The sequence below is a fragment of the Thiosulfativibrio zosterae genome, from assembly GCF_011398155.1.
Lineage (GTDB): Bacteria > Pseudomonadota > Gammaproteobacteria > Thiomicrospirales > Thiomicrospiraceae > Thiosulfativibrio > Thiosulfativibrio zosterae.
On sequence record NZ_AP021888.1, the window covers coordinates 611,629 to 626,956 of the forward strand.

The window sequence follows — 15,328 nt, forward strand, 5'->3', positions numbered from 1 at the left end:
ATGCATTTATTGTTACCCAGTAATGTCGTTTTGAGTGTACGGCGAACGACGCGACAAGATTCTGTGGCTTTAAAAGTCACCCTTGATCGCAATACTTTGTTGGTGCCTAAACGCTTTTCGGATAAAAAAGTTCAGGCGTTTATTCAAGAGCAGTTGACTTGGATTGAGCAAAGCATTCATAAACAACGATTGCGTTTGCCTGCGCCGCAGTTAGAGGCTGAGTTGAATCAGGTGATGCGTTATGGGGAAGTCTTTCATATTGAGTTTGAGGCAGACATTAACACTTGTGTTTGGGATGATGTATCAAAGCTTGTTTTTGTGCCCAAAACCCTCCAAAATCAACCAGGCCTGGTTAAAAATACCTTAAAAAAAGCCTTGTTAAATGACATTTCTCAAACTTTGCCCGCCCAAACTTTACGCTGGGCAGAGCGCATGGGGGTGGCAAAACAATTGGGAAATATAACCATCAAAAACTACAAGTCGCGCTGGGGCAGTTGCACCCACGATGGTCGAGTGCAATTTAATTGGCGGCTGGTATTTTTTGCGCCAGAGGTGATTGATTATGTGATTATTCACGAGTTGGCGCATTTAACTCATCTTAACCATTCCAAAGCTTTTTGGGCTGAAGTGGCGCGTTTTTGCCCAAACTATAAAACCCATCAAGCCACACTCAAGCAGCAATCTAGGCAAGCCATGGCATTCTAATGTCATTTTTCAAGCTTGCTTCACTATGCAAACCCGTCATATCTATTACAATGCAACTTCTTAGTTTTTATGGGAAGCCAATATGTCATCAGAAACGCCTGTCATCAACGAAACGCTCATGGAGCAAAATACTGAAAATCTTCCTGAAGCTCCCTCTCAAAAAACTGTGACCTATGCCGGATTTTGGAAGCGGACCTTGGCGTTTTTATTGGATTATATTGTGATGATGGTGCTGATAATTGTGTTTTCATTTGGTATGGGGATGATGATGGCGCATAACGGCGTGGACGCGACTGCCGATGATACGCTGGCGTTGTTTGATGCACTCATGCAGTTGGTGGTTTTGATGCTGGGCTGGTTATATTTTGGCGTGCTGGAATCTTCTAAATACCAAGCGACTTTGGGCAAGCTACTCATTGGGCTTAAGGTGACAGATATTCACGGTGAGCGTTTAAGTTTTTGGCGTGCCACAGGGCGACATTTTGGAAAATACCTGTCCTTTTTATTGGTCGGAATTGGATTTTTGATGGTGGCTTTTACCCGACGCAAACAAGGCTTGCATGATTTTATGGCCAGTTGTTTGGTGATTAATAATCCGCACTGAATTCGAGGGAAAAAGTTTTATGCAAACCATTCACATTACCGCCAACAGTCGTTTAAGCCAATTTTTAAAACAACAACTCACGCACTTTGAGCAGGGCGTTGGCTTGACTGCGCAAGTGCAAACCTTAGCGCAATGGTGGCAAACTTGGCACTCTAACGCCTTATTAATGGGTGAACTGCCAGGCGAATTTTTAACGGCTCAAAAGTTATCCAATTTTGAAGCGCAACTGATTTGGGAAAACTTATTAGCGCAAGCCAGTGAAGCCCAAGATGAATTGCGTTTATTAAACCCCAAATCAACTGCCAAACAAGCGCACCAGGCCTGGTTGTTTTTGCAAGAATATTTGCAAGAAAAAGACTTTGAAAATCGCTTTTTAGGCGCAGAAACACGCTTGTGGTTGGACTTAAAAACGGCTTATCAGGCCTATCTCGCAAAACACCATTTGATTGATGATGCGCTATGGATGCAGCAACAATTAGCCGCTTTGAGTCAGGGCGTAGGCAGTTTGCCGGCGCAATTTTTATTGCATGGTTTTGATGACTTAAGCCCCAATATGCTGCGTTGGAAAGCCATTGTTGAAAGTCGCGGTACGCAAGTTTTGGTGAACACTGTGCCACAAAATTACCGCAAATCTAGGATATTCGAAGCACTTTCGCCCAAGCAAGAGGCGCAACAAGCCGCGCTTTGGGCGGTGCAACAATGGCAAGCCTTAGCAGCTCAAAAACCCCTAGCCCAAGTGCGTATTGGGATAGTCGCTCCCAATGTGCAAGAAGTGGTGTTTGATTTGAAATGGGCGTTAGATCAACAGTTGGTATTGGCAGGCTTGAGTGAGTTTGAGGCAGAGCAACCGGCCTACAATGTTTCTTTGGGTCAGCCGTTAACGCAAGTGCCTGTGGTTAAAAATGCTCTCATGACGCTGCAACTTTTATTTAATCCCATGCAATCTTGTCGTTATGCCGACTGGTCTGCTTGGTTGCTGTCGCCCTATACCTTAGGCAATCAACTTGAACGCCATGCGCTCGATGCGCAGTTGCGCAAAATGCAATGGGCGACCTTTAAATGGCCGAACCTGATTCAAAAATCTGAAAAGCATTTTGCCGCTTTAAGCCCCCTAAAACGCGCCTTGCAAACTTGGGAACCGCTGGCAAAAGCCATGGCTCAAAAATGCTCCTTGCCCGACTTTATTAAGCAGGTTAAAGACTGTTTGGGGCATTTTCACTGGGCCAAAACCAATGCGGCTGGCGCACTTAATTCGGTAGAATTTCAACAGGCGCAAGCCTTTATGCAAGCCTTAGATGCGCTGACCTTACTCAAAACCCCCTTTGCTCAGCAAACGGCTGCGGCTTGGCTGGGTTTACTCAATCAATATGTTGCGGAATTGGTGCATCAACCTCAAAGTACTCGAGTGCAACCCATTCAAATTCTGGGGATGCTCGAAGCGGGTGGCCAGCAGTTTGATGCGCTTTGGGTGATGGGGCTAACCGACCAAGCCTGGCCTAGAATGCCGCAACCCAATCCGTTTATTCCATTTGAATTGCAGCGCGAACACAAATTACCCCGTGCCGATGCGCAACGAGAACTGCAATATGCCCTGACCTTAACCCAAGGGTTTGCGCAAGCTGCGCCTGAAGTGGTTTGGAGTTATGCGCAACAGGTGGAAGGGGCATCGCGTTTGCCCAGTCCGTTATTGGTGGCAGAGTCAATTTACGCTGGCGCAGAATTTGGGCAGCTTGAAACCTTAGAAGTCCCGTCTGATTTTAAAGGGCTTGCAGAACTGGCGTATCAACAACCCCTTTCACAACGCTGGGTGGAGGATGCCCTAGCGCCGCCTGTGCCTTTGGGGCAAAAATCCCCAGGCGGTACGGCGATTTTGGCGGCGCAAAATGCCTGTCCTTTAATGGCGTTTATGGATTATCGCTTGGGTGCCAGTAAAGCCTTAGAAAGCGTTGAAGAGGGTTTGCCATCGACCCAATTGGGTAATCTGATTCACAAGGTTTTAGAGCAATTGTGGGCAGCATTAAAAACCCAAACGCAACTGTTAGCCTTATCCGAAGATCAACAAACAGCGCAACTGCAAGATTTGATTGCAGCCCAAATGACCTTACTCGCTGGCCAGTTTGATGCGCAATATTTGGCTTTAGAGGCACAACGCATCCTAAAATTGCTCCAGGCCTGGTTAAATTTAGAGAAACAACGCCTGCCTTTTAAGGTGTTGGATAACGAGTTAGAAACCGATATTGAGTTGGCGGGGATTCGCTTTAAAATTAAGGTCGACCGTATTGATGAAGTTAATGGCGATTGGATTATTTTAGATTACAAAACCGGCAAAGCCTCCATCAACGGACTGACTTCAGAACGGTTTGATGCACCGCAATTGGCGATTTATTTATTTGCGATGAATGCCCTGGCTCAAAAACTCAAGTTCACCGAACCGGCTGATGTGGCGGGCTTGGGTTATGGCATTTTGCACAGCGATGATGGCGTTAAAATGAATGTGTTGCTTGACCAAGACGAACGCTTGGTTGATAAGCGCACCACCGGATTTAGTTTGCAAACCTTTGACAAAATCAGTGGCAAAGAAGAGGGTGAGTTTAGCGGCTGGGTATGGTCTGATTTTTTACAGCATTTACAAGATGAAGTGGAAAAATTGGCGCTGAGTGTGCAACAAGGAGAGGCGGCCATGGTGTTTGAAAAAGATGACGATATCAAATTTGCGGCCAGTTATTTAGCCTTGCGCGTGCCAGAGGTCAAAGCCCAATTGGGCAGGGTATCCGAAACTGAGGAGGTGAGCGAATGACACCATTGAATTCTGCAAAACCTAACCCCATCTTGGCTTGCCAAGTGGATGCAAAAGTTCAAGATGGTCAAGCACGGTTTGAGGCCATTCATCTAGGGCGCTCTTTTATTGTGCAAGCGCCCGCCGGCTCGGGTAAAACTGCGTTGCTCACCCAGCGCTATTTGGCATTGTTGTCGCAAGTGGACAGCCCTGAGCAAATTGTGGCCATGACCTTTACCAAAAAAGCCGCCGCCGAAATGCGCGAGCGTATTTTTAAAAGTTTGGCGTTGGCGTTAAAACCCTTAAATCCAGAGGCCAGTGTGTTTGAGCAAAATACCTGGCATTTGTCCCAGGCTGCTTTGCAGCGCAATACCCAACAGGGCTGGGATTTATTGAAAAATCCCAATCGGTTACGCATCCGCACCATCGATTCCATGAACGGCTATTTGGTACAACAAATGCCTTTGTTATCGCGCTTAGGTACCCAGGTGGGCGTGGGGCAAAATAATGACGAAATTTATCGTCAAGCAGCGCGCGACACCTTTAAAGACACCACCATAACAGATGCGGTTGGGCAGCTTTTGCAGTTGGTGAATGGGCGTTATCACAAGGCAGAAAACTTGCTGGTGGATATGCTTAAAAAACGCGATCAATGGATGAAGCACTTAATTGGCGTGGACTTAACCGAAGGCAAACGCTTTTTAGAAAGTGCGCTCTCAGATATGGTGAACCGCGAAGCGCGTTTGGCAAGGGCGCAGTTATCTAATCATTTTGATTTATTAAATGAAGCCCTCACTCAAGCGGATTTTGCCTTTAATAACGACTATGCAGAAGCCGAAATTTTAATCGGTGTTCGAGTGCATTTGGATTTAGATGACCTTGCGGTATGGCGTGCTTTAGGCAATTGGATGCTCACCAATGATGGCACTTGGCGCAAACCTAAAGGCGTGACTAAAAACCAAGGTTTTCCCGCGGGCAAGGCAGATAAAGCGGCCAAAGACGCTTTTTGTGCGGTGTTAGACAGTTTGAATGTGTTGCAAGCCGACACCTCTGCCAAAGCCTTAGATAGTTTACGCAACCTACCTAATCCGAACTATGAAGAACAAGAATGGCAAAGTTTGGCATTTTTGATTGAGCTGCTCAATCGTGCGGTCTTGCATTTAAAACTCAATTTTCAGCAAAGTGGACAAGCCGATTTTATTGAGATAGCGCAGGCGGCTAATTATGCTTTGGGGGATGCTGAAAACCCCACCGATTTGGCGCAACAATTGGATTATCAAATCAAACATTTGTTAATTGATGAATTTCAAGACACCAGCGTTGAGCAGTTTGATTTGCTCAAAAAACTCACGGCCGGCTGGGCTGAAGAAGATGGGCATACCCTATTTATTGTGGGTGATCCAATGCAATCAATTTACCGTTTTCGCGAAGCCGAAGTGGGTAACTTTTTGCAGGCTTGGCAGGGGTCTTTAGGCGGCGCAGGACAAGTATCTTTAACGCCTTTAAATTTAACCGAAAACTTCCGTTCGCAACCAGGCGTGGTGCATTGGGTTAATAGTGCCTTTGCGCAGGTATTGCCTAAGCAAGATAACATTCAATTAGGTGCTGTCAAATTTACCGCCGCCACCGTAAAAGCCTTTAAAGACGATGAGCCGCAAGGCGAAGTTGTTGGACATTGGGGTTTAAATTGGACGGTGGACGATGAAAAGCAGGCGGTATTGGCAGAACTAAAATCTGTCTATGCAACCTTAAAGCCAGGCGAAACGATTGGTGTTTTAGGGCGTTCGCGTTCACATTTATTGCCTTTGGCGCTAGCATTAAAAAATGAAAAAATACCATTTCGCGCCGTGGAGTTAGAAGGTTTGGCGTCGCGCCAAGAAATTCAAGATGTTTTGGCCTTAACCCGCGCTTTATTGCACCTGAATGATCGACCCGCTTGGATTGCTTTACTGCGTTCTCCCTTGGTTGGCTTGTCTTTGGCGCAGCTATATGAGCTGCTGGGCTGTAATGATGATTATTTTCAAACGCCGGTTTGGCAAAGTTTGGTTTCTTCAGAGTTGCAAACCCCGGCATTAGGCGTGCTCAAGCAGGCCTTAGACACAGGCGCACATCTGTCTTTGGTGCAACGCGTTCGCAGTGTTTGGTTACAGCTGGATGGCCCGCAAACCTTGCCAGAAGGTGACTCAAGTGCCTTGCAAAATGTCGAAGCCTATTGGCAATTGTTAGAAAGTCTTGAACAGTCGCAGGCTATTTTAGATGTCGCTGCCTTGGATAAAGCGTTAGAAGTTTTGTATGCGGAGGCGGACGCGTCTATTGACAGTGCCAAATGTGAACTGATGACCATGCACAAATCAAAAGGGCTGGAGTTCGATTTTGTGTTTTTGCCCGGTTTGGGCAAGCCGCCTAAATCTGACGACACCAGCTTGATTTCGTGGTTGCGCTTTGCCAATGAAGCGGGTGAAGACCGTTTGATTTTGGCGCCGATTCATCAGCGGGGGAAAAGTGCGTCATCCTTAACCGAATTGATAAAAGGCTTTGAGTCGCAAAAACAAACCTATGAAATGGGGCGGTTGCTCTATGTGGCGGTCACGCGTGCTAAACAGGCGTGTCATTTATTTGGGTCGGCAAAATACAAAGATGTTGCCAATGCCAAGGGCGATGTGCAATTGAACCCAGCCAGCAATTCCTTATTGAGCGTTTTGTGGCCAGTGGTCAAAACAGAATTTGATGCTCTTGTAGATACCTATGTAGCGCCAGAAGTTGCAGCGACCGCGAGCGGCTTTATTCCTAAGGTACTGCGCTTAGAGGATAATCGTGCCAAGTTTACCGATTTATTGCCAAACCTTCAGCCCTTAGCGCACCCAGCCAAAACGCCAGAAGCCAGCTCAGAAAATTCTGTAGTCGCGCCTAGCCAGTCACCAGACAATCTTCTCAAACCCTTGATTGGCACTTTGGTGCATCAGGTGTTGGACTTGCTGGCTCAGAAACCCAATTTAATGCCCGAGTTATCGTCCACAGCGATTGAGCAGTGGTTGGCAAAAAGGCATGGGGTTTATGGTCACTGGCTGGCTCAAGAAGGGTTGTCTCAGGCGCAAATTCAAACGGCCTTACACGCCGTGGAAGGGTCTTTAACAAATGCTTTGTCCCATGAAAAATGTCGCTGGGCGTTGAGTGACCAGCACCCTGAAGCGGCCAGTGAGTTGGCATTAAGTTCTCGGTTAATGCCAGATGAAGCGCAACAAAACCATATCGTGGATCGCACTTGGGTGGATGAGTCAGGTAAACGCTGGATTTTAGATTATAAAACCGCTGCTTTGCCCGAAGGACAAACTCGCGAAGCCTTTATTGCTGGGCAGCTTGAGCATTATGAGCCGCAGTTAGCGCGTTATGGCGCATTATTTAATCAATTAGAAAATCGCCCGCAACAGTGGGTGTTATATTTTACCGCCCTCAATGAATGGGTTGAGTTTTAGAAGTCATAGAAGTTTTAGGAGTTTTACATGACAAATATGAGTGAGCATAAGCTGGAAATTGCCAAGACCCAAGCGCAAATTTTGAAGCATCATGGTGGCAATGGGTTTCATGCGCGTCAGATGATTACCAACAGTTATGAGAATCGACATGATGCGGATTTTTGGGCATTTTGGCAAAGCACCGTTGCGACGCATTATCAAGCAGGCGATGGCATAGTCGATTTGGGGGCGGGCATTGGGCAATTTGTGCGAGATTGCGCAACGCGTTATCCCAGTTCATCGGTCATCGGCATTGAAGCGGCTCCCTATATGTTAGAAGCGCCTTTGGTTTTGCCCGCTAATGCGCAAATCATCGTCGATGACTTAAATCAGCCAGATGTGTCAGCAGATGCACCCATTGTTGCCAACAGTGTGGCCATGGTGATGGCGAATATGGTGGTGCATGAATTAACACAGCCCATCAAAATGTTTAAAGCAGCCTTTCACTGGCTAAAGCCGGGCGGGCGTTTGTGTATTATTGATGTGGTACGCCAACCCTTAGCGGATTATTTGCAGCACCGCTACACAGATACCCAAGTTTGGGGTGACGACACGAGTGTGGCAGACTTAGAAGATGCGTTTGAACATTTCTTAGAACACAATCGCTACCATCCAGAAGACATAGAATTTATGTTGACACTGGGCGGGTTTAAAGTGATTGAACGCACTCAATTTAGAAATGATCGCTTTACGCGCATCGTGGTAGAAAAGCCTTAAAACACCAAAAAGCCGCTAAAAATGACCAGGCCTGGTTAAATTTAAGCGGCTTTTGGCTTTTATTTAAATCCCAGTCTTCTAATCGAATGAGCAGAACTGTTTCGGCCGGTATTGAAGAAGTCCATTTCGTCTTTCAGTAACCCAGATTGTTGAGTCATGCTGTCGGAGGCGACAGAAGTTTGTTCAACCAAATGAGCGTTTTGTTGAGTGACGCGGTCAATTTGAGTAATGGCTTGATGTACCTGTTCAATGCCTTCTGCTTGCTCGCGAGAAGCATTGGCAATATCGGTGATGCGTTGAGTCATGGTGCTGATTGCTTGGTTAATTTCTTCTAACATATCCCCAGAATGCGATGCCAATTTTGTACCTTGTTGAATACGATTGACGCTTTCATCAATTAAGGTTTTGATGTCTTTGGCGGCATCTGCCGATTTTTGTGCCAAAGAACGCACTTCACCCGCAACCACAGCAAAACCTCGGCCTTGTTCACCAGCACGCGCGGCTTCTACCGCAGCGTTTAGCGCCAATAGGTTGGTTTGAAAGGCAATGCCATCAATCAAAGAAACAATATCTGCAATTTTAGCACTGGATTCTTGAATGGCATTCATGGCAACTATGGTTTGTTGCATCACTTTTGCGCCCTCATTGGTTTTGTGCTGAACCTGTTTGGCCTCATCGGTGGCTTGCATGGCATTTTGAGTGTTGCCTTGTACTTGTGAGTTCATCTCATTCATGGTGGCGGAGGTTTCTTCAATCGCGGCGGCTTGTTGTTGCATTTTTTGACTTAAGCTATTCGAACTTTCGGACACTTCTTGTGCGGCACTGCTGACGATGTTGGAAGCATCCACTGCTTGAGAAACCACTTGAATGAGTTTGATGGCGGTGGTGTTGATGGCATCTTTCAGTTGCCCTAAATCGCCTTGGTAATTGGCTGTGATGGTTTGGGTTAAATCACCTTCAGATTGCGCAATGACAATACGAATAATATCTTTAATGGTGTCGTCGAGCGTTGCCATAGAATGGTTGATGCCATTTTTAAGCTGCAGCAAATCCCCTTTGGCTTCCACATTGACGCGGTGTTGAAATTTGCCTTGCTGCATTTGCGCCATCACATCATTGATACTGCTGATGGTGGTGCTAAGCGCATTGAGCGCATCTTGTACGAGGGTTTTAAATACGCCTTTTACCTGGTCGTTAAGGGTTACGGTAAATTGCCCCTCCGAAATACTGGTCATGACTTTACCCAATTCTTGCATGGTAAACGCTACTGATTCTGCGGAGCCATTCACGCCTTCTTTAAGCGTGTTTAAATCTCCTTTAAATTCTGAAGTGATACGCTTATCAAACTCACCATGTGAAATGGCACCCACCACCGCATTGGCCTCGCCGATGGCGGTTTGAATGTTCATCAGAAGGGCATTAAAGGCTTGACCCATTTGGCCGATTTCATCATTGCTAAGATGTGTGATATTGGCATTCATATGTCCTGTATTAACGATGTCTTTAGCCACATCGACCATTTCGTTGAGCGGTCTTAAGGTTTTGCCTATCCAAAAATGGGCAATGAATGCAGCAAAAATGAGCCACAAAATCATCATAATGATGCCGGTATCAACGGCTTGATTGTATTGCGTAATGACTTGCGTGCTTTCCGTTAACGTGACCAGCTTGGCGAGTTTTTTGCCACTTTTATCTGATATATAAACACCTATGGCATGGTAAATGTTGTTGTCCAAAGTAATTTGGTCATCAATCAAATCCATAGGGTTTTGAATGGCTTTGAAATAATCTGCTTGAGTCGTGGCAATTTGACTGCCATCTTTTAAATTATAAAGTGCCATATTGGCATTGGAAATTTCAGATAAAAAGGGCAGAACATCACCAAAGTTTTTAACCAAAATAACCGTGCCTTTGATTTGTCCACGCGAGTTAATTGGGATGACCAAACGCACGGTAACAATGCCTGCTGAGTCCAGTTCAAGACCGGTGGTGTTTTTAACGTCTTGCATGGCGGTGTCAATAAGCGGTGATGCATCAATCTTGCCAATTAAGTTGGCATCGTTGGCATATAAAATGGTTTTGTTTTTATCAGTGACGATAATATCGCTTGCGATATTGCTGGCTTTCAAGCGATTTAAATAGGGAGCGATTTCATTTTCTACAACATTACTATTCGCAGATGAAATGGCATTTTTTAAGTTTTTATTGCGGGTGACTTCAGTAATTTCAGTACTGAGGTTTTCGGAGAGTCTTAAAGTGGCAGAATTGATTAAGGCTTGAGTTCCTGTGCTACCAATATCGTAAACATAGTTTTTGTTAACATTAGAAGTGTATATAAAAAGGAATGCAAATAGCGTACTGGTGATCAAGATGGAAGTGATGCTTCCAATAATCATTTTGAGTTTTAAGGTCATCTTTGTCTTCTTTAGTTGGGTATAACAGAGTCATGCAACCATCAGTAGGCAAGATGCCTACTGATTTTAATGTGTTTTACTCTAGAGGGTTGCCGGCTGATTTCCAAGCTGGGAAGCCATCACGGAAGTAATAGACTTTGCCATAACCCCAATGCACCAAATCTTCTGCGGTTTCTGAAGAGCGTAAGCAATCTTCACCGTTGCAATAAGAAACCACTGCGCTAGATTTAGGAATTTGCGTTTCAATGGCTGCTTGATTGTAAACATCGTGGTTTTTACGATCAGCATGAATGGCTTCTGGAATGTGTCCTGCATCCCAATCCGCTTGCTTACGCGTATCTAAAAATACAGCGCCATCTTGCCAAAGTTTCTTAGCATGAGCTGCATCGACCGTGGTCGCGCCTTGAACCGTTTGTGGTGAAGGGGCGCCAGCATAGGCTGAAGTTGAAAACAAAAGGCCACCAATAACAGCACTTGCCAATAAGTGACGCAGGTTAAATTTCTTCATAGGTATCTCCAATTAGGTGTCCAATCCATTTAGGTGAGCTATAAATCCTCACTCTTTCTAGGTGAACAAGATTAGATGTTAGACTCAATTGGGCTTTAAAGACATTCAAAAATATTGATAAAACGGATAAGTATTTTTGATATGAGGATATAAAAATGGAATTAAAAAAAGGAAGTTATATTTTAAAGTCCACCAAACGCATTTTGTAACCATTCCAACTTTTGTGATGGAAAATCGCCTAAAAAAGTCATCACATCAAATTGCATACTGTGGTTTAGGTATTGAGGATGTTGTTGTAAAAAGTGCTGGGCGCAGTGGGTTATACGCTGTTGTTTGGCGCTATTCACAAATTCTGCGGGGTGTCCAAATTGACTGTTTTGGCGCGCTTTCACTTCAATAAAGTGCAAGCGTTGATGCGCTTCAGAGAGTGCAATTAAATCTATTTCACAGCCTTTGGCGGTAAAATTTTGAGCAAGGATTTTAAGACCTTGCTCTTGAAGATAATGGGCGGCTAAAGTTTCTTGCTGAGCCCCTTTTTTGCTTGCAAGGGCTGTTTTTTTAAACGAGTTAAACCAATTCAAAAGCTAGCACTGGAGCGTTTATTGATGGGAATCACTTGAACGGGTGCATTTCCGACTGGTTTTAATGCAGGATCTTGTTCTATAGGTTGTGCCGAGTTGAGCGCATTTTCTGGCATCGGGTTCACCAAGTCTTCGATATTGTAAACTGGTTTAGGTGCTGGCAAAGCGATAGGTTTTCCCTTGCTGTTGTAGGTTGCCCACACCAATTCTCTATCCACTCTTTGGGTATCTTCATCAAAATAAAGTCGTCCGGTTTTGCCGGTGTTCAAACACAAATCCGGGGCAAAGCTGTCTTGTTTGAGTAGGGTTTGCAAGCTGTCCCATCCAAAAGCCTCAAAAGGGGTTTGTACCCTATTCTCGGAAGGGTTAGATGCGATAGCGACACTCATAGTGGGGAAGATAACTCCTTGTAAATCTTTCAGCGGAGGCGTATCACTAAAATGGGTTGGTGTTAATTTTGAACTGGCATAGAGTGGCAAAGACAATTCAAAAAACTTCATTTGAGGTTTAAACACCGCCAAAGTTTGCGCATCAGACAATACCACCAGCGCATCTAAATCTTGACGAGGGCGTGGCGTGAATTCGAGTTTTTCTTGCAGTAACCAGTTGAGGTTATTCACCCGCGATTGGCTTTGGCTTTCATTAATCGCGTCCCCTAAGGCTTTACGCAAGTTAGGGCGTTTTTCAGCAAAGGTGTTTAAAGTGACTTGATGATTTTCGTCCAATAATAACCAGGCCTGCTGAATTTGTTCTGCCAATTTACTGTCACTGGCCGCATCGCTGGTCAGTAGGCTAATTGATTTGTGTCCGCGGTAGCTAAGCTGTTGCACAATTTGTAAGGCTTCTGTTGAGCTACCAAACCCCATTTGTTTAAAAGGAGTGTTGTTGACGGTATTAAGCGCCCAAATTTGCTTAGCCTGAGTTGGGTCGATTTGATTGGACAACTCAGCAATCGCTTCCTTGGTTAAAGGCCCTAAAATGGTATCGGCCCCGTCTTGCAAGGCTTGTTTAGAAGTTTTGAGCACTTCATTGACATCAGAAGAGTCATAAAAAGCCAGGGTTAATTTTGGGGCTTGAGCAAATTGATATTTTAAAATGCCATTGCGAATTTGCTCTGAAATTTTGGCATAAGGGCCTTTGAAGGGCAAAAGCACCGCGACTTTATGCGGCAGTAAGACAGCCTTTTGATGCAGTTTGAGTTGTGGAATTAAGTGCTGTAAGAAAATACCCTCTGAATTAAAGTTGGCAAGGTCTTCATAGCCTGTATTGCGCCAAACTTTGGGGCGCTTTTGCACCTCTACAAAACTCAACCAGTCTAGCATGTCTGAGTTATGGGTTAAGAGCGCTTCCGCTTGAAGCGCTTGCAGGGTTTCTTGAGGAAGGTCTTTTAGCGTTTGATAAATTTGATATTCAATGGCTAATTGCTGAGATGCATCGACTTCTTGCCACAGGCTTTCAGACAGGTTGAGCCATCTTGCCCAATTATTGGCTTGTTGCGCATCACGAATGTCGGCTTGTAACATCGCTTGACGCGAGAGTTGGGTGGTGGGCGCTGGCGTTTCTTCGGTGGTGACGCGATTGGCGGTTGTGTCTTTTGGTGACTCAACACTGGGTGTGGAGCAGCCGTGCAACAAGCTCATCAGCACAAGCAAGAAAGGGGTAAACCAGATGAATTGGAATTTCAGTGTTGAAAACTGCAAACGAACATTCATGAATAAATTAGCCTAAATCATTATGAGACATTATTATAGTCAAATATTTAACTGAAACACCTATAAATCAAAGGCAAATGAATGACCTTAACGCCACCGGACAACTCTATGCACGCAGAAAAATTTGGCCAACTCTTTGTGGTCGCAACGCCGATTGGCAATTTGCAAGACATCACGCAACGCGCTCTTCAGGTATTAGAAAGTGTGGATTGGATTGCCGCTGAAGATACCCGTCATTCCAAAAAGTTATGCCAGCATTTTGGCATTAATACCCGTTTGATCAGTTTGCATGATTTTAATGAGCAGGAACGCAGTCAGCAATTATTAGCTAAGTTGCAAGCCGGTGAATCGGGGGCTTTAATTTCGGATGCGGGTACGCCACTCATCAGTGACCCAGGGTATCATTTGGTGAGTTTGTTACGCGATTCTGGCGTGCGAGTCACCCCCGTACCTGGGCCTTCTGCCATGATTACTGCTTTGTGTGCAGCGGGTATGCCGACCGATCGTTTTAGTTTTGAAGGCTTTTTGCCGGCTAAAGCGCCTAAGCGTTTGGCCGTTTTGCAAAGCCTGGTGCATGAACCCCGCACCTTAGTTTTTTATGAATCGACCCATCGATTAATGGATTCATTAGCCGCCATGGCATCAGCGTTTGGTGAAGCGCGTTTGGTCACGGTGGCCAAAGAATTGACTAAACAATTTGAGCGTTTTGTCTCAGGGACTTTTGCCGAAGTGATTGTGCAATTTGAAGAAAATGTTGACTGGCAGCGCGGCGAGTTTGTGGTGATGGTCGCTGGCGATAGCAAAGATGCCGATGAAATCATTGAGTTTGATAACTTGGCAAAAATTTGTTTAGCGCAAGGTTTGCCTGTGAAACAAATCTCCGAGATCGTGGCAGATTTTTATCAAATTAAAAAGAAAGTGGTTTATCAGCGTTTATTGGAACTTAAGGAAACTGATGCATGAGAGCCTGGTGGCTATTAAGTTTAGTTTTATTGAGTGGCAATCTATGGGCAGACAAGCCAGAGGTGATGCTGCTTAAAACCTATGATGGCTCGCAGAACATTCAAGGATGGCTGATGAGTGAGAAACTCGATGGCGTGCGCGCACTTTGGGATGGACACAAATTAGTGACCCGCCAAGGCAATGAGATTCATGCACCAGAAGAATTTTTGCAACGCTTGCCGCCGTTTGCTTTGGATGGTGAATTATGGACGCAGCGTGCCGACTTTGAAAATATTGTGTCGATCGTTCGTAAAAACCAGCCAGACAAAGGTTGGCAGCAAATTACTTATCAGATTTTTGAGGTGCCGAATCAGTCGGGCGGTTTATTGGCAAGGCTTCAAGTGTTGAAAGATTTTTTACAATTACACAATGCACCCAAGCTGCGAATCATTGAACAAATCCCTGTGCAAAGCCGCTCAGAGGTATTGCAGGCCTTGGCAGAAGTGACGTCAAAAGGCGGCGAAGGTTTGGTGGTGCGTGATGGGCGTCAGCCGTATCAAACTGGTCGCTTAAACAGTGTGCTGAAAGTAAAGGCTTATCAAGATGCGGAATGCAAAGTGGTACAAATTTTACCAGGCCTGGGTAAATTTGAGGGCAAAATGGGTGCAGTAGAGTGTGAAATGGCGGATGGAAAAGTCATCAAAATAGGGTCTGGATTTAGTGATGCACAAAGAAATCAACCACCAGAAGTGGACAGTTTTGTGACCTTTAAATTCTACGGACTGACAGAAAAAGGTAATCCAAGGTTTCCGGTTTTTTTAAGAGTTAGAAATGAGCCGTAAATTGCAGACATTAAA

Annotated in this window: 11 protein-coding genes; 7 read left to right on the forward strand and 4 right to left on the reverse strand. The window is 45.2% G+C overall.

What is annotated here, in order from left to right; all coding sequences use genetic code 11:
- The 5 genes from THMIRH_RS02575 to THMIRH_RS02595 all read left to right on the forward strand — a co-directional run bounded on the left by THMIRH_RS02575 (nucleotide 1) and on the right by THMIRH_RS02595 (nucleotide 8,314).
- On the forward strand, nucleotides 1-705 hold the full coding sequence (locus THMIRH_RS02575; RefSeq protein WP_173290473.1) for a M48 family metallopeptidase: 705 nt from the start codon (nucleotides 1-3) through the stop codon (nucleotides 703-705).
- A gap of 82 nt (nucleotides 706-787) precedes the next feature.
- Nucleotides 788-1,309, forward strand: a complete 522-nt coding sequence (locus THMIRH_RS02580; protein ID WP_198415239.1) for an RDD family protein — start codon at nucleotides 788-790, stop codon at nucleotides 1,307-1,309.
- 19 nt (nucleotides 1,310-1,328) lie between these two features.
- Entirely contained in the window at nucleotides 1,329-4,106 is a 2,778-nt protein-coding gene (locus THMIRH_RS02585) for a PD-(D/E)XK nuclease family protein (RefSeq protein ID WP_173290474.1), read from the forward strand.
- A complete protein-coding gene (locus THMIRH_RS02590) occupies nucleotides 4,103-7,558 on the forward strand; it encodes a UvrD-helicase domain-containing protein (RefSeq protein ID WP_173290475.1) in 3,456 nt (1,151 codons plus the stop codon). The genes THMIRH_RS02585 and THMIRH_RS02590 overlap by 4 nt, the downstream gene beginning before the upstream one ends.
- Nucleotides 7,559-7,585: 27 nt before the next feature.
- Nucleotides 7,586-8,314: a class I SAM-dependent methyltransferase gene (locus tag THMIRH_RS02595; RefSeq protein ID WP_243831476.1), complete on the forward strand. Its 729-nt coding sequence runs from the start codon at nucleotides 7,586-7,588 to the stop codon at nucleotides 8,312-8,314.
- Between the two features lie 59 nt (nucleotides 8,315-8,373).
- Here THMIRH_RS02595 and THMIRH_RS02600 read toward each other — a convergent pair whose 3' ends face one another.
- From THMIRH_RS02600 to THMIRH_RS02615, 4 genes are all read right to left on the reverse strand, one after another.
- Complete coding sequence (locus THMIRH_RS02600) at nucleotides 8,374-10,728, reverse strand: methyl-accepting chemotaxis protein (protein ID WP_173290477.1); 2,355 nt, start codon at nucleotides 10,726-10,728, stop codon at nucleotides 8,374-8,376.
- Between the two features lie 76 nt (nucleotides 10,729-10,804).
- Nucleotides 10,805-11,236: a rhodanese-like domain-containing protein gene (locus THMIRH_RS02605; RefSeq protein ID WP_173290479.1), complete on the reverse strand. Its 432-nt coding sequence runs from the start codon at nucleotides 11,234-11,236 to the stop codon at nucleotides 10,805-10,807.
- 182 nt (nucleotides 11,237-11,418) lie between these two features.
- Complete coding sequence (locus THMIRH_RS02610) at nucleotides 11,419-11,817, reverse strand: YraN family protein (protein ID WP_173290481.1); 399 nt, start codon at nucleotides 11,815-11,817, stop codon at nucleotides 11,419-11,421.
- Entirely contained in the window at nucleotides 11,814-13,529 is a 1,716-nt protein-coding gene (locus tag THMIRH_RS02615; RefSeq protein ID WP_173290483.1) for a penicillin-binding protein activator, read from the reverse strand. The genes THMIRH_RS02610 and THMIRH_RS02615 overlap by 4 nt, the downstream gene beginning before the upstream one ends.
- A gap of 81 nt (nucleotides 13,530-13,610) precedes the next feature.
- On the opposite strand from THMIRH_RS02615, the gene rsmI reads away from it, so the two are divergent.
- Together rsmI and THMIRH_RS02625 are read left to right on the forward strand one after the other, a co-directional pair.
- Nucleotides 13,611-14,492, forward strand: coding sequence for a 16S rRNA (cytidine(1402)-2'-O)-methyltransferase (gene rsmI / locus THMIRH_RS02620; protein ID WP_243831477.1), 882 nt, complete (start codon nucleotides 13,611-13,613; stop codon nucleotides 14,490-14,492).
- The gene (locus THMIRH_RS02625) at nucleotides 14,489-15,313 is read left to right on the forward strand and encodes a DNA ligase (protein ID WP_173290485.1); all 825 of its coding nucleotides are present in this window, start codon (nucleotides 14,489-14,491) and stop codon (nucleotides 15,311-15,313) included. Before rsmI ends, THMIRH_RS02625 begins: the two co-directional genes overlap by 4 nt.
- The last annotated feature ends 15 nt before the right edge of the window (nucleotides 15,314-15,328 follow it).